The organism is Aquimarina sp. KJ22-3 (assembly GCF_055808215.1).
The window spans coordinates 331,579-348,682 of the sequence record NZ_CM147859.1 but is presented as its reverse complement, the minus strand read 5'-3'; the positions used below and the strand labels follow the sequence as shown (position 1 = coordinate 348,682).

General features: G+C 34.3%; 24 protein-coding genes. 4 read left to right on the top strand and 20 right to left on the bottom strand.

All coding sequences use genetic code 11. The features are described 5' to 3' along the window. Positions 1-62: 62 nt before the first annotated feature. Together AC0L3Q_RS01525 and AC0L3Q_RS01520 are read right to left on the bottom strand one after the other, a co-directional pair. Positions 63-812: a hypothetical protein gene (locus tag AC0L3Q_RS01525; protein ID WP_473284490.1), complete on the bottom strand. Its 750-nt coding sequence runs from the start codon at positions 810-812 to the stop codon at positions 63-65. After that, positions 812-2,422 carry a hypothetical protein gene (locus AC0L3Q_RS01520; protein ID WP_473284488.1) on the bottom strand — a complete coding sequence of 537 codons (1,611 nt, stop codon included), beginning with the start codon at positions 2,420-2,422 and terminating at the stop codon, positions 812-814. The genes AC0L3Q_RS01525 and AC0L3Q_RS01520 overlap by 1 nt, the downstream gene beginning before the upstream one ends. A gap of 276 nt (positions 2,423-2,698) precedes the next feature. On the opposite strand from AC0L3Q_RS01520, the gene AC0L3Q_RS01515 reads away from it, so the two are divergent. Next, a complete protein-coding gene (locus AC0L3Q_RS01515) occupies positions 2,699-3,022 on the top strand; it encodes a hypothetical protein (RefSeq protein ID WP_473284486.1) in 324 nt (107 codons plus the stop codon). On the opposite strand, the gene AC0L3Q_RS01510 is transcribed toward AC0L3Q_RS01515, so the two are convergent. Further along, complete coding sequence (locus tag AC0L3Q_RS01510; RefSeq protein ID WP_473284484.1) at positions 3,009-3,167, bottom strand: YodC family protein; 159 nt, start codon at positions 3,165-3,167, stop codon at positions 3,009-3,011. The genes AC0L3Q_RS01515 and AC0L3Q_RS01510 overlap by 14 nt on opposite strands. Then, on the bottom strand, positions 3,158-3,949 hold the full coding sequence (locus AC0L3Q_RS01505; RefSeq protein ID WP_473284482.1) for an SOS response-associated peptidase: 792 nt from the start codon (positions 3,947-3,949) through the stop codon (positions 3,158-3,160). Before AC0L3Q_RS01505 ends, AC0L3Q_RS01510 begins: the two co-directional genes overlap by 10 nt. A 503-nt stretch (positions 3,950-4,452) precedes the next feature. On the opposite strand from AC0L3Q_RS01505, the gene AC0L3Q_RS01500 reads away from it, so the two are divergent. Beyond that, a complete protein-coding gene (locus AC0L3Q_RS01500) occupies positions 4,453-5,727 on the top strand; it encodes a hypothetical protein (RefSeq protein WP_473284480.1) in 1,275 nt (424 codons plus the stop codon). Positions 5,728-5,765: 38 nt separating this feature from the next. Then, positions 5,766-6,254: a hypothetical protein gene (locus tag AC0L3Q_RS01495; protein ID WP_473284478.1), complete on the top strand. Its 489-nt coding sequence runs from the start codon at positions 5,766-5,768 to the stop codon at positions 6,252-6,254. Between the two features lie 108 nt (positions 6,255-6,362). Here AC0L3Q_RS01495 and AC0L3Q_RS01490 read toward each other — a convergent pair whose 3' ends face one another. From AC0L3Q_RS01490 to AC0L3Q_RS01440, 11 genes are all read right to left on the bottom strand, one after another. Then, positions 6,363-7,025: a hypothetical protein gene (locus AC0L3Q_RS01490; RefSeq protein WP_473284476.1), complete on the bottom strand. Its 663-nt coding sequence runs from the start codon at positions 7,023-7,025 to the stop codon at positions 6,363-6,365. Between the two features lie 11 nt (positions 7,026-7,036). Then, a complete protein-coding gene (locus tag AC0L3Q_RS01485) occupies positions 7,037-7,561 on the bottom strand; it encodes a phiTE_072 family protein (protein ID WP_473284474.1) in 525 nt (174 codons plus the stop codon). An 11-nt stretch (positions 7,562-7,572) separates the two neighbouring features. After that, entirely contained in the window at positions 7,573-7,755 is a 183-nt protein-coding gene (locus AC0L3Q_RS01480; protein WP_473284472.1) for a hypothetical protein, read from the bottom strand. 526 nt (positions 7,756-8,281) lie between these two features. Next, a complete protein-coding gene (locus AC0L3Q_RS01475) occupies positions 8,282-8,953 on the bottom strand; it encodes a hypothetical protein (protein WP_473284470.1) in 672 nt (223 codons plus the stop codon). A 139-nt stretch (positions 8,954-9,092) separates the two neighbouring features. Then, positions 9,093-9,347, bottom strand: coding sequence for a hypothetical protein (locus tag AC0L3Q_RS01470; RefSeq protein WP_073319652.1), 255 nt, complete (start codon positions 9,345-9,347; stop codon positions 9,093-9,095). Further along, entirely contained in the window at positions 9,334-9,627 is a 294-nt protein-coding gene (locus AC0L3Q_RS01465; RefSeq protein ID WP_473284468.1) for a hypothetical protein, read from the bottom strand. The genes AC0L3Q_RS01470 and AC0L3Q_RS01465 overlap by 14 nt, the downstream gene beginning before the upstream one ends. Before the next feature lie 11 nt (positions 9,628-9,638). After that, positions 9,639-12,530, bottom strand: coding sequence for a primase-helicase family protein (locus tag AC0L3Q_RS01460; RefSeq protein ID WP_473284466.1), 2,892 nt, complete (start codon positions 12,528-12,530; stop codon positions 9,639-9,641). A gap of 247 nt (positions 12,531-12,777) precedes the next feature. Then, positions 12,778-12,975, bottom strand: coding sequence for a hypothetical protein (locus tag AC0L3Q_RS01455; protein ID WP_473284464.1), 198 nt, complete (start codon positions 12,973-12,975; stop codon positions 12,778-12,780). A gap of 154 nt (positions 12,976-13,129) precedes the next feature. Continuing rightward, on the bottom strand, positions 13,130-13,369 hold the full coding sequence (locus tag AC0L3Q_RS01450) for a hypothetical protein (protein ID WP_473284462.1): 240 nt from the start codon (positions 13,367-13,369) through the stop codon (positions 13,130-13,132). 10 nt (positions 13,370-13,379) lie between these two features. Next, the gene (locus tag AC0L3Q_RS01445) at positions 13,380-13,658 is read right to left on the bottom strand and encodes a hypothetical protein (protein ID WP_073319637.1); all 279 of its coding nucleotides are present in this window, start codon (positions 13,656-13,658) and stop codon (positions 13,380-13,382) included. A gap of 3 nt (positions 13,659-13,661) precedes the next feature. Continuing rightward, positions 13,662-13,895 (bottom strand): hypothetical protein, encoded by a 234-nt coding sequence (locus AC0L3Q_RS01440; RefSeq protein ID WP_473284460.1) that lies wholly within the window; start codon positions 13,893-13,895, stop codon positions 13,662-13,664. Positions 13,896-14,123: 228 nt separating this feature from the next. On the opposite strand from AC0L3Q_RS01440, the gene AC0L3Q_RS01435 reads away from it, so the two are divergent. Further along, on the top strand, positions 14,124-14,477 hold the full coding sequence (locus tag AC0L3Q_RS01435) for a helix-turn-helix domain-containing protein (protein WP_473284458.1): 354 nt from the start codon (positions 14,124-14,126) through the stop codon (positions 14,475-14,477). Here AC0L3Q_RS01435 and AC0L3Q_RS01430 read toward each other — a convergent pair. The 5 genes from AC0L3Q_RS01430 to AC0L3Q_RS01410 form a co-directional block, all read right to left on the bottom strand. After that, positions 14,474-14,713 carry a hypothetical protein gene (locus AC0L3Q_RS01430; protein WP_473284457.1) on the bottom strand — a complete coding sequence of 80 codons (240 nt, stop codon included), beginning with the start codon at positions 14,711-14,713 and terminating at the stop codon, positions 14,474-14,476. The two genes, AC0L3Q_RS01435 and AC0L3Q_RS01430, sit on opposite strands and share 4 nt — an antisense overlap. An 8-nt stretch (positions 14,714-14,721) precedes the next feature. Beyond that, on the bottom strand, positions 14,722-15,408 hold the full coding sequence (locus tag AC0L3Q_RS01425) for a hypothetical protein (protein WP_473284455.1): 687 nt from the start codon (positions 15,406-15,408) through the stop codon (positions 14,722-14,724). A gap of 22 nt (positions 15,409-15,430) precedes the next feature. Then, on the bottom strand, positions 15,431-15,607 hold the full coding sequence (locus AC0L3Q_RS01420; RefSeq protein ID WP_170864632.1) for a hypothetical protein: 177 nt from the start codon (positions 15,605-15,607) through the stop codon (positions 15,431-15,433). Between the two features lie 384 nt (positions 15,608-15,991). Beyond that, positions 15,992-16,804 (bottom strand): hypothetical protein, encoded by an 813-nt coding sequence (locus tag AC0L3Q_RS01415; RefSeq protein WP_473284453.1) that lies wholly within the window; start codon positions 16,802-16,804, stop codon positions 15,992-15,994. Positions 16,805-16,857: 53 nt separating this feature from the next. Further along, positions 16,858-17,025, bottom strand: a complete 168-nt coding sequence (locus tag AC0L3Q_RS01410; RefSeq protein ID WP_473284451.1) for a hypothetical protein — start codon at positions 17,023-17,025, stop codon at positions 16,858-16,860. Positions 17,026-17,104 lie beyond the last annotated feature (79 nt).

Here is a 17,104-nt window from a genome sequence, read left to right as displayed (position 1 = left end):
CTTAATTTTTACGTTTAACTATATGACAATGTGCCCATGCGGCAAATACCAAAAAGCACAGATTATCCGATCATTTTATATATTCGATATGCTCCATATCCGCCTAGTATCCACCATAGGATATTTGTACTGTTGTTTGGTTTTTCTGGCGTAGTTCCAGAGTTCATATCATTTACTGGAACCGCTGGATTAACCGTTGTAACTGGTGGCTTTCCTGTGGTTACTACTGGTGAAAAAGTGGTGTAAGTAGCTTTAACCGTACTACCTGACCAATTCAAGGAAATACCAGATACATTTTTCGTATCTGAGGCTAAGAAAGTGGTTGCATTCGTGCGAACTGAACCGCCTAACGATTTCACCATTTTCTCATAAGCTATTGATACATTTTTGATCAATCCATCAATGGCTTTTACCTTATAGATTTGGATGTTTTTATTTATCGTTGATGTTTCTTTCTTTGCTTGAATATCGAAGTATACTTTAAGTGTAGTAAGCTCTTTGAGTAGCTTATTTACTAAACCTATGTTGTTTGCATGTGTCAGTAAATTCGGGTTTGAAGCTTGATTTATAAGCCCCATTACATTAGCAACCAATGGAGTTAAAATGCTAGCTACCCATCCATCTACAATATTCTGCGGTGAAACCTGACTTGTAGGTTTTGTAATAGTTACCGGATTTACTGGTTTTTGTTGTGGCGGTAATTGTACCGGATTATGACCTATTACAACAGGAACAGGTTGCGGCGGTAATTCATGATGAATCGGCCTATTTGTGATCACTTCTTCTAAATCAAATGCTGTATCCTGAAACATTACTTGCTAGTTTTAGTTGATTTCTTGCTCATTGCTTTTTTAATCTGTGGATAGAAGATCGTACCTAATGCAGCCGCACCAATTACGATTCCACCGACACCTAAACCAGCTTGTTGAACTTGTGGTTGATTTACGGGTACAGTTGGATTAAGAGGGGTTGTAATTACACCACCTCCAGTATTGAATCCATCTCCTGGGATTGGGTTTCCTGTGGTAATCCCTCCACCAGTATTAGATCCTCCAGTGGTGATTCCTCCACCTGTTGAATTTGGTTTGCGTTGAACCGTGTAAGATTGATAGCTGTAGTTTCTACCGTTTCCACCACCCCATCGATAAGAAAGTCCTCTTCGATAACCGGGGAAAGCATTTCCAGCTGGTAAGTTGATCACACCGTTTTTCTGACCTGACGGAGTTAGAATGAAATTCGCTTTAACTTCATTCATGACACGGTTAATCAATTCGGTTACGGCCTGTTCTCTCAAACGGTGACCGTCCCTTGTACATTTAGCGAATCGGGAAGCTGTCCCATTGTTAGCTTCATCTCGATACCCTTGTGCAAGGTTTAGAAATTTGTTAAGTGTTGTATTGTTTACGACTGACTCTAAACCACTTTGTCTTACGATGTAGGGCATATCTACCTGTACATCGTTTTTGGCTCTTGCTGGTGTATATGAAGATCCAATACATGAAAAATCGAAACCATTAGCAAAAACTGCTCCTAATGTTTTTTTGAAGAAATTGCTTTCTAATACTAATTTACTCGCGCTTGCAATAGCACCAGTGGTTAATGGCTCTCTTAATCCTCTGTTTAACTTGAATGGAAACAGTTTTCTTTGAACAATTACACCTTGATCGGTAATTGCGAAATCTGGATGGATTCTTGAATCAAGGTAAAACTGTACTTCGTTACGAATCGCATTAACTATGGTTGGCGAAACACCCTCAATAGATAGAAACTTCAAAAAGTTCTCAAAACCTCGATTTGCGGTTTCTGGTAAACGTAAACCTCTTTTGTATCGACGTTTTGTTTTGCCTGGTCCGTTTAATCCAACATGTGGTAATGCACTCATAAATGTATCTTTTGCCTCTAGGAATGGTACTTCTGTATTTTCGTGCTTGGTAGCATCGATCACATAGTAATTGCCTGGAGCGTTACTTTTTCCTTTTTTGGGTACCGTGATGTAGACATGAGTAAAAAGTTGTGGTGCGGTACCTGGTTGTCGAACTTCTCGTATGTAATGATCAATTCCCAAATTCATCAAAAGACAACTGGTAAAAATGCTATATGATTTACAGTCAATTCCTTCTTTACGTTGATACCAACTACATCCTGGTGATCGTAATTGCTGTAACTCTCCATCCGCCTTATACTGGAAATGGTTGTAAAGGAATTCGTAAATACTGTCTACCGTTTGCTTAATTGTTCTTCGTTTTAGCTTTGGCGCTAACCGCTCGGTTTGCTTATAGTGTTTTTTGACCCAATCTGCCATGTGATTAACCGTAACATGTGTATCACCGCTGGCTAATGTTGTTGAAGTACAATTTGTTTTTGGTAGTAGCACATCAAACCGTTTACCATCCATTAATGGACGGTAAAGCGGATTTTGCATGAAAACTTTATTACTACTCAAACTCATCATGTTTATGAACTCGTAGCTAAAGTATATCGGATTTTAAAGCGGTTGGAACGCTAGGGTACAGTAGGTTAGGATAAATAACAGTAGATAACAGTAGGTAACATTAGGTTAGCTTAAAGTACGTTAACGCATGATAGGTCACGGTAGGTAACAGTAGGGTAAGTTAGAAACGATTAATCGTTAAAGTTATTAACAAACGATGTGATAATTTGGAATATTTCCTAGTTTTGCGGAATATTTCCTAATTATATGAAGTCGTACGATGCTAGTTTTGTAAATGAAGAGTTTAAGCTACAAAAAATAAACAGAGCTTATGCAGGGTTATCCTATATCAGAGTATCCAATTCCGGGAAGGCTTTTGCTTATTTACGGAATAAGAAGTACTTTTTTGAGACTGCAAAAGGCAGATATTCAGGTAAACGAAGTTTAGAAGCAGCTACAAAGATTTTTATGGGACTAATTAGCGTACACCAAAATTTTGAATGTGATGGAGCTTATTATTATGTCAATGTAAATGAAGGTAAATGGCAATGGTTTGAAAGAACATCAGAAAATCCATTCAAGAAGAAATGATTTCCAAAAGATGAACAGGAAAACTTCCTTTCATTTCATCATTCAAATGATTGATCCATTCGCAGACTACATAATCATCATCTAATTTTACAACAGTCATTGGAGTTTGACTATCCTTCAACTTAACCTTATCCCCTACCTCCATGATTCAAATACAGAATAATCTAAATCATCGTAATGGAATTCATTAGTGATTTCTTCTTGATTACCGATATATGCTTTACCTCTAAGTCGATTAACCGTATGATATTGCAATTCACCATCAGGATAAGGACGTATTAAATCTTCCGCAGCTCTCCTATTCAATTCCTTATCATCATAATGTTCTAACCATTTATCAGCAATTTCTTCCGGTAAAATTACGGGCATTCTGGGTTCATTTCTTTTTGGATTATTATGTATTATTTCCATTAACCCATTAGGTTTGGTAGTCACAATTGAAAAGGTATTTAGTACTTCCCCTGTTTCCTTATCAGTCCATTCGTCCCATAACCCTGCCAGAATTATTGGTTTGTCTTTTAAATGAATGTGTAAAGGATAAGTCTTTTTATTGGCGTGATGATGTTCGTAAAACCCATCAATATAAACTAAACATCTTTTACTCTTAGCTGGGCCTCTAAATGATGGTTTGGTAAAAATGGTTTCTCCCTTGGCATTTGGAGTCATCCATCTAATAGATTCAGCATCTGCTCTGGTTTTAATAAAAAATGGTATTAATCCCCATGCGGCTACCGTTGGAACACCAGGGTTTTTGTCAGTATATATCAAAAAGTTCTTTGGCCTTCTGTCTTGAACATTGGCATGAAAAAAAGGTAATTGAGTTTGAGGTACTATCTTTTCTTCAATCTCCTTTATTGCTTTTTTATTGCCATAGTGCTTGGCCCTTCGAAGTTGGGATTTTAAACTGGCGTGAACATCGTAGCACATAGTATTAGTCTTCTATTATTCCACCTAGTAAGTTTCGCTTATACATTTTAGATCTAGAATACTTTATCCTAGACTTTATTGCCGTTCTCGGGAGGTTAGTTATTATCTTAAAATCTGGCACTTTACTATGAATAATTCTTAAATCACCATCGTCAATTATGCCTGCAATTTGATCTAATGCAATTGTTTGGACCTCTCCCTCAGTATCCAATATATCAATGAATTCCATTTCTTATGTTTTATTTCCCAACTACAATTTACGATAAAAATTTATATCCATACTTCTGGTAGATAAACCGTACAAATTTCAATTCATTACCATCAACCGATATCGCCTTATATATATAAGTTTAAAGGTTGAATTTCATTTAATAGAAAAAACTTCAAAATTACAGGTAACGTTTTGATTAATACCTACATATACTAGCACAAACCCTCTCGACCTTAATATGGGGAAGCCGAAAAACATAAAGAGTAGGCAACAATCAAATCAATAAATAAAAATGAAAACACTTTTTTCTTCACTCAAAATCATCCTAACATTGTTAGCTGTAATATTGATTACAAGCTGTGAAACTGAATTTTTAATTAATGAGAATCAATCTTTACAAACCAGCCCAGAAAAATTTAATTTCCAAAACTTTGATCATTCCGATTCCGGCTTGGACAAAAACGATCTTACCATCGATTGGGAGTATACAAATTATCTAAAATCTGATTCGGAATTATATTATGAATACGAGGTAACTGCAAAATACCCTAGTACTTTTGATATGGAAGGTTATTCTTCCAAATCAGAATATCGGTTAATCGAAAAAATCGTTAAAGGAAAAGAAAATGAATATTTTCTAGTCGACCTATGGGCATCCAATGAGAATACCGAAAAACAAATCTCATATCTAGAACCTGGTAATTTTTCTGGAATGGTTTATTTATATTTGAATACCGGGCAGAAATTAAGTTCTGAAAATTATGATGAAGGAAAGGTTATATCTTTAATAAAAGATGTAGATTATCAAAACATTCATCTTGTAACTTTTAATAGAGCAACTTGTCCAAGTCCAGATTTAAGATTTGGTGACTTACAACATGGAGATAAGATTACTAATAAATGCGGTGGCGGTGGTACAGGATGTGGAACTCAAGTAGTTTCAACATATAACTATACATTTTGGTACGAGGTCGAATACAACAATAGCACTGGCGCGGTAGTTGGAATCGAGTTTTTGTATTCAGAATTAAACAGTATCACGCGAAGAGAAGTTGGAGGTTGTGCTTCATCTGACCCCGTAAATAATGTAAATCACCAACTAGTTGTACCAGATGGCATTGCAGATGCGGATGCCGATGGATGGCCATGGATTTTCCCTCATTGCTCATCTTGGGAGTATGCTATGAGGGGACCAGTTAGAGGTGCTTCAGTTACTGGTATGGAAACTACTTTTTATGCTTACGAAAGCGTTCAAGGTGGAGTTCTTGAAAGAGAGGTAGTTGTCAACTTTCCAACTCTTTATTTTACAGCTCCTAATTACTGGGAAAATGGTCGATCCGCAACCGAAACCGCCGCAGCTATGAGTAGAGCGGAAGAAAGAGTTTCAGATTGGTTTGACGTTAATCCAAGCGCTAATTGGTCACAAATAAAAGCCAGGTATTGGGAAGAGATGCGTGATGAAATGCGAAGAATAGGAGGAACCGTTTCGACCATTAACGAATATGACATGATAAATCCAGCTCCGTTTGTAAAAAGTATATGGTCAACAGGAGATTGTAACACATAAATTAAATGATTAAATTACTCTTTTTTATAACTTTAAATATGACTAACTCAATTCCATTCGATGCCATTGGACAGAATATTAGCATATTACCAAATGCAAAATTAGAAGTACGTGACTCTACACCAAAATCGAATCTGTATTCCGTTGTAGGTGATTATGAGTTTTTCGGTATCCAAATTGATAGGTTTTCTGTTGGTACAAATAAAGAAAATACTATTAAAACTATCACTATCACAATTCATGGAGAATTGAGTCTTGAAATCTATAATTTAATAGTGGATAAATATGGAGAGCCCAAAGCAATGTATAATACGGATCAGGTTATTTCTGTTTCTCAAAGTGTTTCTGAAGAAGGGATACGTGCTAAAGAAATTAAATCATCTATGAAAGAATGTACCTTTGACGAAGGCCCCAAATTCATAGTTTGGGATAACGATAATAACAAAATAGAACTCTCTTTGGCTCGTAAAGGGCGACTTACCGCATATCGAATGACATTCGGAGATAGAAGCTATTTATTTGACTAATCAAAATTGTCAAAATGTAGAAAGCCCTTGTAATGAGGGCTTTTTTATTGCGTTCTTTGAATGACATCTACTTTATTAACATCGTTTTGATTTTAATGGTGTTAGGGGTTAACTGGTTAACAAATTATTTGCTTTTAATTGAGCTTCAATTTTTTCTTCATCTTGTTCTATAAAGTTGAATAACATTTCTGACATCTTTCTCATTACCTCTATAGCTCCTTTTAAGGTTTCTACTGCTTCTGGAGAATATTTTATCAACTTTCCTTTAATTCCATGTTTAGTTCCATGTTTGTAGTAATCATCAGGATTTTCTGGGTTTTCAGGATCTGAAAAAATACTACTATTTGAATATCCTTTTCTAGTTTCGTACCAGATAACAACACCTGTACTATTACTCTCCTTTATCAATATATTAAAATCTAACCCCACTGTATCACATCGTGAAGCCCATCTGCTTGATTGATAATCACTTTGACTATCAAACAAACAATTGTCTTTAATATCCCTGTTGAATTTTCCAGAAGCGCAATAGATTATTTCAATAAAAAGTTCTTCTGTCCTTTTACTTTCCAAAAATTCATTATAAGGATTTAGAATACTATTTTTTAAATCGTGAAGTTTTAAAGATTCAATTGTAGTGCTCTTTATACCTAACAGATCTGCGACCTTCCAATCCAATTTCAACCTAAAGATTCCTTCTTTCCCTACATTGATATTGTATTTATATTCTTTACCATCTATGTTTAAGCGTATTTCGTCTACTTTTGCCATGGTTTTAGTTGTTATTGTTGTTCTAAATTCAATTCGTTTAAGAATACTGGCCATATTTCTTCCCAGAATCTTTTAAAACCTGGTTCTACTGTGGTAATCATGTCGGGCATATGATTTGTCATATTCAATATAAGTTTGCAATTATGCATTATGTAAATAAATTCATCCTTTCCGCAACTATTTTCTAAATCAGAAAGCTCTTCTAACATATCTGCCTTTAAGGTTTCATCTTGGGTATAATTATCAATATCCTCTTTTAAAGAAGAGATAGTTTTATCCAGATCAAACCATTTATTAGCTCCAACTTTAGATGCGAAATAATCTATATTCAATTTTTGTAGAAATTTTTTAAAAGGAACTCCACAAGCACCCCAATAATTTTGCCAGTTCCCAAAGTCCGAAGCTATCGAAATTCTGCCTGTATGTTCTTTTGCGTCTACATTAATGTCGGCCCAGTAAAAACTATTACACCTAATTTTATACACCTCTACAGTTGACTTTCTTACTGAATATTTTATCTCTTCTTTTAGTTCCATATTTATAGTTTTTATTGTTGTTCTATTTTTCTTAATCTAATCTCATATTCAGCAAGTTTTCTAAACATCCATGCCATGTACATCGCATGGACATCAGCTGATCGAGTTTTTTTAGAGATCTCCATACAAGTATTATGACAATCCTTTTGCAGTTCCCTTGAAATTTGTCTTAGTAATATTTCTACTTGACTCATATTATACAAGTTTTATATCTTCCTTAAACAACATGTGTATGTACTCCCCGTGCATCTCAGCGTGTTGCGTATTCTCTAAGCAATGGAACAGTAAATGGATCATTCCATAGTCCCCAAGCGTATCTCTATACTCATGCCTCTCTTTATTCTTAACCCATAGAATGAATGAGCACAAATGCCCTATCTCACCTATCTTTCCACTATCCTTTAAGCATTTTATAAACTTGTCCAACTCCATGTTAGCATATTCTTTATACTTGCGTTTACATAAGTTGTAATCGAATGTATGCTTGTACGATTGCAACCTTCGATTCTGTATTTCGTAATTAATTCCACTCATTTTATTGATCTTATTATGTTAGGTAATAATCCCAATGCACATAGAATCATTTGAGAATTCAACGCAATTGAAATTAAACTTATGGTTAAAATACCAATGGATGCTACAGTCACTTTAGACCATAACAGATCCTTTTGTATAAATTGTTTCATGGTTTTATAGGTTTTAAGAGTTTAGTTTTCATTTCTATTTGGCGTTGAAAGCCTCTATATCTTCAGGTTTGCATTTGTGGGCGTTCAAAGCGTTTTTTGTATTGAAATACCTACCGCATTTAGGGCAAGTAGTTTCATTTATCTTTCGCTCCATTTGGCTCTTTTTTTGCTCCAAATCGCTAACACCTTGCTCTAATTTGTTATGTTCTGCTTTAGTATTGCTTGCTTCCTGCTTTAACTTGCTCAATTCTTTCTCTAGTTGGTTAGCAAGTTGCTTGTTATCCCGAAATGCTTTGCTTTCCTGATATTTTCGAACAAAGGTTTGTATCAAATGGAATCCAACAAAGGCCATAAAACCACTGATAAAAAAACATTTACTATACTGCTCAACACTATCCGCCTTAAATATTTTGAATATCAGCAGCAATGCCATAAAATCACTTATCCCTATGATGTAGGAGACTATTTTATGCTTCTCGTTAACTGATACGATTAATAGGCCCATTGCCAATGCAATCCCAGTACTACCTGAGGCTATCATTCTTAGATATTCATGAGGTATTATTTCGTGTAATAGATCATTGAAGAGAACTGATAGCTTTACCGCATAACCTGATATATACAACAAAACCGACACGGTTATAGCGCTTAAGGAGCTTATCTTGTCCTCAATTGTTTTTGGTGGAATCTTGTACGTTTTATCCATATAATTATCGTTTGCATTCATTTAACAATCAACTTTTTGTTCTCCAATAAACCTTTTGCAATCATGGCAATATTCCTGTGTCAATTCAATATTTACAATTGCATGAATCACTACTGTAGTTACATTTTTATGCTTGCACTTATTCTGGCATGTCAAAAAATCCATCTGGAGCATAATAACCGTTTGGGATACCTAAAAACTTCACAATCTTTACCCATTCTGGGTGAAGTAGTTTTTTTATATTCTTGATTTGATCAAAACTCTTTTTTCGATGTTCCTGCATAGCTGCAAATATTTCATCTCTTAGAGTTTTGGTGCTCACTTGTACATAGATTGTATGTACTTGTTCCTTAGTAGGACACCAAGGCAACGGTTTTTTATTATTCTCTCTCATTATTACTAGGCTTATGGATTAAAGTTGTTTTTTTGTATCTGATTTTATCAGCCATAGACCGATACATGTTTTGTATTTTCTTGTGAACGGCGGGTATTAGCTTTTTTGTAGCCTTGTCCACATATGCTTTGTCCTCATAAATATCATCGCCAATTTTGGTTTTATGTCCATTTCTTGCGACTGCGATTTTATATCGACCTCTGGCATAAAACACCTGGTAAATAGTGATTCCGTATTTTAAACAAAGACTCATATCTTCAGAATACTCTCTAGCGTTCATATCATTGTCTATTAAAATTCTAGTTCATCAGTTGGGTCCAAATCGTCTGGTAACGATTCTTCATGTTTAATTTCAACTTCATTTTCTTCGTTAGTTTTTATATAAATGAATTCTGTACTTGCGCCTTGTCGAGTATGTTTGTTAAAACCATTAGTATTCAGAACTTCTTCTGGATTTAGCTCATACCCATAAAACTTGCACCACTCTTTTAATGATTTTTTGAACTTTTGGGAAGACCAAGGTTTTACTTTACTCTTCACTTCAAAATCGGTCTGCGCTTGTGTTTTCACAACCTGTTGATCCAATCTGTGTTCGAAATACGAATCCGCCCATTCTTTAAAAGCATCTCCCATAGTCTGAAGACTATTTCGTTTCTCAACATTTGCTAATGGGGGAATAATTTTTTCATCGGTAGACAAGAAAAACTGTATAGATTCAGCAGATAGATTATAGAAATCGTTCCATTCATTTTCATCAAACTGACTAAACAACATTTTGCCTATATCATCTGTGATCTTATGTTCGGTTTCATCCAGATCACTTTTATAGTGGTAGTAATCACTGAATACATTGTACAACACTCTTCTTTTGGTACTGCTATCAGGCTTAAACATCCCAAAATTTGATGTCATAGCTATTTTTGGAGAGTCCTCGAATGGGATTGTATAAGCATCTTTATACTTGGCATTTACATTGAATCCTCCTGTAGTTTCTGTAAAAAAACGTGTAAATGGGAAATAAGAATCTAAATCATCAAAAAGTACATAATCGGTCGATTTAGTAACTCCAGAGAACATGTGTTTATCCTTAACAGCTTCTCGATCCCTACCATTGATGTATTTATTGCTCAGAAGAACATTTCTAACGGCTTGATCATACATTAAAGATTTACCAGAACCTCCGTTGCTATCTGATATATCACTGATCCGATTATCCATTGCATAAACTACCCAAGGTTTATTTCTTACTTTTTTTCGGTGTAGTAGATATCCAAATGAAAATATCTTATTAATTAAGTGATCTTTCTGTTCTTGTATTTGTTCTGGAGATAATCCTTCTTCCTCTAACTCAAAACAATTTTGGGTCCGATAGGCTTCTTTTTCGGCAAGTATATTTTGAAGCTTTTCTTTACGCTTAATCGGGTCGGTTTCCCTTATAGCCTTGATTCTTTTTTTAAAGGGTTCATCACCACAAACACGCCAATGTACTCGACTGGTGTTAATTAGATAGTTTAAAAAGTGATTGTCCTTTCTAAGTATTTTGATGTCATAAATTGTTGAATTATCCTCTCGTTTTCCTATCGGTTTGATTTCAAAGGCTTTATCTCTATTTATACGAACCCGATGCTGAATAATCTTATGATCCCATACGTAGACATCATCCATTTTACCATATCCATGCTCCTTAATCTCATCTTTGGTAATTTCCCAAATCTTGTTTTGAAAGAATAGTAATTGGTAATCAAAATCACTATCCTTAAAATCGATCGGTTTTTCTGGGATCTTGGCTAGGGAACTTTCCTTTAATTGGGCGCTTCGGTGTATGAAATCGACTAATGTGGTAGGCTTATATTTTGATTTAAGATAGTTAGCTGGAAAATTATTAAGATCTCTGTAAAATACTTTCTTTACAATTCCATTCTCAATTCGTACATAATCAAAATCCGGCTGATCTGGCAATTCTTTGTAGATGTAATATCCATTATAAGTCAAGAATTTATACAATCGCTCGTTACTTAGCGTATAACCCTTAAAGTCTCCCTGTTTATTTCGCTTAATATCCCAAAATCGAGCAGGTTCGGCGTTGTTAAGGATTTTATTGAAAGAGGTCTTAAGTTTATCAGGTTTTTGTGGATCATTTACCAACTTAATCCAGTCCGTAAAATCTTTTCTGGGCTTACCACGATAGGTTCTTTCTTTTATCCAATCCGGCAACCAAGCTATTTTGATATCGATATGCGAAAGGGCCATTTTAACCGTTTGCTTAACCCCTGTATCATCAAGGTCGCCAATGTAAATTACTTCTTTAGCGTATTTGAGTAGTTTATTGCGATAGTCCTCATGGGAGAGTATCGCCGTCTCACTATTTTGCCAAACAACAGGTTCATTAAGTGATGCTATATTTAAAGAGTCCCGATCCCCTGCCCCAATAAACACCCTAGGCAATCTGTCATCATCGTCGTCGTCGTCATCATAATCTGGGTTATAACTATTGTATTCTTTGATTAAATTTTCTACTCCAAAAAGAAAGTCTTGTGGTTTGTTACCAGCGTAACTAAAACGATACTGTTTATCTGGGTTAAGTGGTTGATAAATCTTTTGCCATTTTCCCATGTCTATAACGAATATGGGGTACTTATCCGTTGCAGTAGTAATAACACGTAACAGCTTATGTTCTTTGGACGATTTGGGCTCTACTACCCTAATGAATTTTTTACAGCTCTTAATATGGTACTTTTTACAAACCTCTTCAGTTACCCAGGGTCCAAGAACTTTTAAATGTTCTTCGGTAATCGTTTCGTTGTATTCAAAATGGCAATCTCCCTTTTTATCATCTTTCAAAGGGGCTTTGAATTCGATTTCGCCTTTGTTAAAAGTGGTCTCTAATCCTGGAATATTGAGTTCTGAAGCAATCCACTTACAGGCCTCCCCAAAGTCCTTTAATCCCTCCTTTTGCATTACAGCATCAAAACAACTGATTGCTTTACCATCATCTCCAAAATTGGTCATCATATAACCATTTTTGAACTCTTTGATCATGGTACTTGGTGTAGCTTCTTCATGTGTCTTGAAGGGTACCAAACGACCATTTTTTTCACAATCTGGATAAATGTGTTTAAATACGTCTAAACCATTGTTGGTTTTTTCGAGAATAGTTTTTTTATCGTATTTGTATTCGCTCATTAAACCGTTTCTGAATGGTGAACCTTTATTGTACTAGCATTAATAGTATCTATTTTCGATTGGTAGTATTCGATTTTACCTTCTATATATTTTCGGTTTAAAGTGTATTTCATAATACTAAAGTGTCCCACTTGCTCCACATTCAGATCTAATAATTTTTCAAGTTGAGCTTTATAGCTACTTAACCGTAACTCGTATTGTTGTTTTGATAGTTGATTCATGATGAAAGTCTTAATTCGATTAGTTACTATTTAGGCACGCCGTATCCAGCTAAAACTTTGTTGTTCTTCTGATAGGTGAATACTTCATATACATAGCTTTTTTGTTGTTTAGCATAGAACTTTGCCTCTTCTTTTTGAGAGGTAGTAAAGAATAAAGTTCTTCCTTCCTCAATTCTATGAGTGATATCGACATTGGATTGAGTAAAATATTTATCGGTTCGCATGATTTCTGGACTTTTAAATGATTAATAATGCTCTTATGATTCCCACACAGATACCTAGAGCAATTTTCTAGGTATCCTGTAGGCTACAATTGCAATCTGACGATTGGTCCCCCTTACTTTATGAGGGAATATGTTTTTGTAATTCATTATTTAACTAATGAAAATGTTCAATTTCTAAATTGGCTATGTGGTAACAGATATATCCCAACCAAACAATAAAAGCGAATAAGACTAGTATCTTCAATACCGTTGGTTCTTTAGCCAATTCTACTTTACCAGATCGGTTAACGGTATAGGTTTTTAGATGTAAAAAAACACTAATTGATAGCCCGATAACTATGAGTAAAAACAGTAGTAAAAGATCTGGAGTTATATAGTTTAATATCGTAATCATATCAGCTGATTTAAGAGTTACTTATTCGTTTAAGTTCTTCATGCACACTTGCCAGGATATACTTTCCTTTTACTGTTGACTTCCTCAACTTGCATTTAGGGTCTTTCTGAATTTGATAGAATTTGGTGGTTCTACATCCTAGAATTTCTTTAGCCTTTTTTGCCGTACAAACCGATTGATTAGTAGTTGTTTTTTCCTTGATGTATGCCTCATGCACTAAGTCTTTCATGACAGCTTTATCAACCACATAATATTCCCTACCATCCATCTTTATCGTTTTACTTGGCATGATCTATATTTTTTGAGAGGGATTAACCAATTCTGTTAATTCAACAATTTGGTTTTGTATGGTTTCTTCTAGAAGTAATACAACCTGATCAGTATATCTTTTAGGAATACTAAATACCTTCCCGAACCAATGATTTTGAATAGATCGAGGGTTAAGATCAAATATTTCGGCTAACCGATTAATAAACTTCTGTTTATCTTCAATTTTTGCGTACAATGCTCTTATTCTGTGTTTCATACCACTATAGTTTTAAGAGGTTATTTCTCTGATAATAAGACAAGTGAATGGAAGGTAAATCGTTCGCTTTTCGTGCGCACAATGTGAGTATTTTAGCAATAGTTTTCATATATTTGGCGTATTGTTGTTGAATTACACCACAAATATATATCACAATGTGTTACATTTCCAAATAATTGTAACACTTTGTGTTATTTTAACATATTTTACCTACCCAAAATATTGATTATGAACGCTTTAGAAATTAAAGAATTTAGAGAAAAACACGGATTAACTCAACAGAATCTTGCAGAAATAGTAGGTGTTTCTAAAAGAGCGGTACAAAGTTGGGAACAGGGCAACAGAAACGTATCACAAAGTGTTATTAAAATTCTTAACGATTTTGACAATCAACCTGACTTAGATCATATGGATAGTAAAATCCGGAAGGCTGCTTTGGATTGTGTAGAAAATTGGGACCAAGCTATGAAAGTAGAAGGGTTCCGAACCAAAGTCTATGAACAACTTGGACATATTCTTAATGTTGACTTTGATGAAATAATTAAAAGTGGGGTAATAAGCCTCTTAAAGAAAGAAGATTAATTAATATCGTTTAGCTTTATTTTTGAATTATACTTAGTCAGGATAGTGTTTTTCAATATTGATAGATCAATTTTGTTATCCCTAATTTTCTCTATCATTTCGGAGCGCCTTTTATCATCTTGCTTAATATTCTCTTCAAGATCCTTTATTAAATGCCCCTCCAATTCCTGTAGGATGTCATCATCATAAAACTCTGAACGTTTATGAAGTTCATCTACCAAATTCTTAAATTTCATATCTAATTTTATTCTAGGGGTTCTAACGAATTATTAAATTCCGCTATCTGTTTTGTATATTCAATATTTTTTTCTTTCGGTACCCAGTCTTTTCTTGTATCTCTAACAATGAACCTAGTCGCTCTTCTAATATTCCTTAACAGTCTTTCATTGTTTCTTTTGAGACTAGATATATATTGATTCTTATAGCGTACTAAATAATACGTAGCGGTGACAATAAAGCATGACATTAAAAATGCAGAAACTATGTATTGATAAGCTTCAAAGTCTTTCATCTTGAAGCAATAAGCTATAAAATAAAATGATATGAAAATTAAAGTTCCATGGAGCGCGATTTCACCGGGCCACTTTTTCTCTTTTCGTAAAAAAGTAACAAAAACATTAAACAATGAATAGATGAAAAGTCCTAAAGCCCAACCAAACTCCCCTAGAAACTGTTTAAGATTATCGAATGCCAAGAAGTGTTCTTTTTGTTCAGCTATTCTATAGGCTTCAAACGCACGGTCAGTTTTTACCTTTTGTTTATAGTATTCATTATATAAAAAAGTTCCTTCCTGGCTCTTTTTTAATGCATTCAATGCTTTTGTGCGTTCAGCTTTTGCAGATTTATGAGCTGCTAACGCATCTTTAAATTCTTGGGAGTTCTGAGGAATAAACTCATAAGTAAAAAAGGCGATAGCACAGACTACCGCCAAAAAGTAGTATATGAAATTTGTGCTATTCTTCTCCGTTGTCCGATTCTTCGTTTCCTGAACCGCTTGTGTTGATATTATCTCCCTGTTCTGTTGAATAAAGTTCAATTTGTGAAATCTCTTCATTGCTTTCTGGTGTTTCGCAACTTACCATGAATAAGGCTCCAACTATGATCAATAGACTAAAAAATAATTTTCTCATTTTGCTCAATTTTTAAGATTCACTCAAAGATAAAGCATCGAGTATCAAAAAAATCAGGAAATTCCTATTCTTTAGTGCATCGGCAATTAACCATAGTACATAAATAATAATTCATGGTACTTGTACCGTTTTTAGAATTCAAATTTAGGGATTATTCCCCATTAACCGAATACGGAAAAACCACAAAACTTTTTAAAAATGTGTTACCCCTAACCCTTGTTAAGCCTTGATATCATTACGGTTTTCCGTAATTTGCTACCTTGGAACTTCGTAAGATAAAAAAACATGAAATCCGTAATTTATCATTTCTTAGATGATAAATTTTAAGGTAGGATGAATTTGTATCAAGTATACAGAATTTGATCTTTTTTACGATAGTATAAATCAATCCAGATCAGCATTATCTTCGATCGCTCTATCCCAAAATTGTCTTCCTTTACTTGAAAAAACATATGCTATATTATTGCCCTTTGCAATTCGATTGACAAGATCATAATCAATATATGCCTGAATTGTACCATCATCTACATCTGGAGGAAAAGAATTCGATCGAACGATCTTGGTACCATTATCTAAAAAGTCTCTGAACAATGAATCCTTTTTGAACCATTCGTATTCCTTTTCAAAAGCAAATTCTTTAAGTTCTTTTTCCGAATGATCTTTATTGGCAATATCAAAAACGTGAGATCTAAATTCTGCGTGATTGTTTTCCTGATTCTCTAATTCCTTACTTAAATCAGCTATAGAGTTTTCTCTTTCGTCTAACTGATTTCTTAAACGCTCTATCTCATCATTCAAATCCGACACATCTCTTCTTCCTGCTTTGATATTCTCTAATTCACTTTCTAACTTTGCAATCTGCAATTTACCATCATATTCAGAAAGGACATTATTCAGTGCATTTCTTTTACGTGTTAGAGTAGAATATTTTGTCAATTCATCAATTAACAGCATGAAGTAGGGAAGAATAATTACATAAGAGAGTGCTAAAAAAGAAGGATACAAGACTAAGGACCAATATGAAGAGTAGGAAGATATAATATGTTCAATCCTATTTTCTATTGTGTGTTCAGAAAACAAAAACACAGCTATAGGTCTCCAGTTAATTGCTATCCAAGAAATGATAAATGTCCCAATTAATGGATTTCTTATCCTTTCTTTTGAAGTTTCAAAAAACGTCTTTATTAAATCAAGCATCTGGTTAAAAGAGTATTAAGTCATATTCGTTCAGTAATTAATATTTAATCTAACTAAGCTTCTCCCTCTTCATCATCATCGTCAGAAGGATCTCCAACTTCACCTTGTCCTGTAGAATAAGGATCCTGAATTTCGAGACCAATTCCCTCATTAGTATCAGAAGTTTCGCAACTAGATATGGATAAGCCAATAAAAAACAATAATAGCAGTGCTTTTTTCATTTTAAAATATTTAAGGATTTGAATATTCTAGGGGTAAGTAATAATAACAAATATAACGTAATACAAAATTCTGTATTTC

Bases quoted from the DNA above. Each gene is read 5' to 3' on its own strand.
- AC0L3Q_RS01415 (WP_473284453.1), bottom strand. From the start codon at position 16,804: ATGCTTGATTTAATAAAGACGTTTTTTGAAACTTCAAAAGAAAGGATA.
- AC0L3Q_RS01410 (WP_473284451.1), bottom strand. From the start codon at position 17,025: ATGAAAAAAGCACTGCTATTATTGTTTTTTATTGGCTTATCCATATCT.
- AC0L3Q_RS01470 (WP_073319652.1), bottom strand. From the start codon at position 9,347: ATGAGAGAGAATAATAAAAAACCGTTGCCTTGGTGTCCTACTAAGGAA.
- AC0L3Q_RS01525 (WP_473284490.1), bottom strand. From the start codon at position 812: ATGTTTCAGGATACAGCATTTGATTTAGAAGAAGTGATCACAAATAGG.
- AC0L3Q_RS01520 (WP_473284488.1), bottom strand. From the start codon at position 2,422: ATGCAAAATCCGCTTTACCGTCCATTAATGGATGGTAAACGGTTTGAT.
- AC0L3Q_RS01510 (WP_473284484.1), bottom strand. From the start codon at position 3,167: ATGGAGGTAGGGGATAAGGTTAAGTTGAAGGATAGTCAAACTCCAATG.
- AC0L3Q_RS01420 (WP_170864632.1), bottom strand. From the start codon at position 15,607: ATGAGAAAATTATTTTTTAGTCTATTGATCATAGTTGGAGCCTTATTC.
- AC0L3Q_RS01445 (WP_073319637.1), bottom strand. From the start codon at position 13,658: ATGCCAAGTAAAACGATAAAGATGGATGGTAGGGAATATTATGTGGTT.
- AC0L3Q_RS01515 (WP_473284486.1), top strand. From the start codon at position 2,699: ATGAAGTCGTACGATGCTAGTTTTGTAAATGAAGAGTTTAAGCTACAA.
- AC0L3Q_RS01485 (WP_473284474.1), bottom strand. From the start codon at position 7,561: ATGGAACTAAAAGAAGAGATAAAATATTCAGTAAGAAAGTCAACTGTA.
- AC0L3Q_RS01500 (WP_473284480.1), top strand. From the start codon at position 4,453: ATGAAAACACTTTTTTCTTCACTCAAAATCATCCTAACATTGTTAGCT.
- AC0L3Q_RS01450 (WP_473284462.1), bottom strand. From the start codon at position 13,369: ATGATTACGATATTAAACTATATAACTCCAGATCTTTTACTACTGTTT.
- AC0L3Q_RS01465 (WP_473284468.1), bottom strand. From the start codon at position 9,627: ATGAACGCTAGAGAGTATTCTGAAGATATGAGTCTTTGTTTAAAATAC.
- AC0L3Q_RS01505 (WP_473284482.1), bottom strand. From the start codon at position 3,949: ATGTGCTACGATGTTCACGCCAGTTTAAAATCCCAACTTCGAAGGGCC.
- AC0L3Q_RS01460 (WP_473284466.1), bottom strand. From the start codon at position 12,530: ATGAGCGAATACAAATACGATAAAAAAACTATTCTCGAAAAAACCAAC.
- AC0L3Q_RS01475 (WP_473284470.1), bottom strand. From the start codon at position 8,953: ATGGATAAAACGTACAAGATTCCACCAAAAACAATTGAGGACAAGATA.
- AC0L3Q_RS01435 (WP_473284458.1), top strand. From the start codon at position 14,124: ATGAACGCTTTAGAAATTAAAGAATTTAGAGAAAAACACGGATTAACT.
- AC0L3Q_RS01495 (WP_473284478.1), top strand. From the start codon at position 5,766: ATGACTAACTCAATTCCATTCGATGCCATTGGACAGAATATTAGCATA.
- AC0L3Q_RS01440 (WP_473284460.1), bottom strand. From the start codon at position 13,895: ATGAAACACAGAATAAGAGCATTGTACGCAAAAATTGAAGATAAACAG.
- AC0L3Q_RS01490 (WP_473284476.1), bottom strand. From the start codon at position 7,025: ATGGCAAAAGTAGACGAAATACGCTTAAACATAGATGGTAAAGAATAT.
- AC0L3Q_RS01480 (WP_473284472.1), bottom strand. From the start codon at position 7,755: ATGAGTCAAGTAGAAATATTACTAAGACAAATTTCAAGGGAACTGCAA.
- AC0L3Q_RS01455 (WP_473284464.1), bottom strand. From the start codon at position 12,975: ATGCGAACCGATAAATATTTTACTCAATCCAATGTCGATATCACTCAT.
- AC0L3Q_RS01430 (WP_473284457.1), bottom strand. From the start codon at position 14,713: ATGAAATTTAAGAATTTGGTAGATGAACTTCATAAACGTTCAGAGTTT.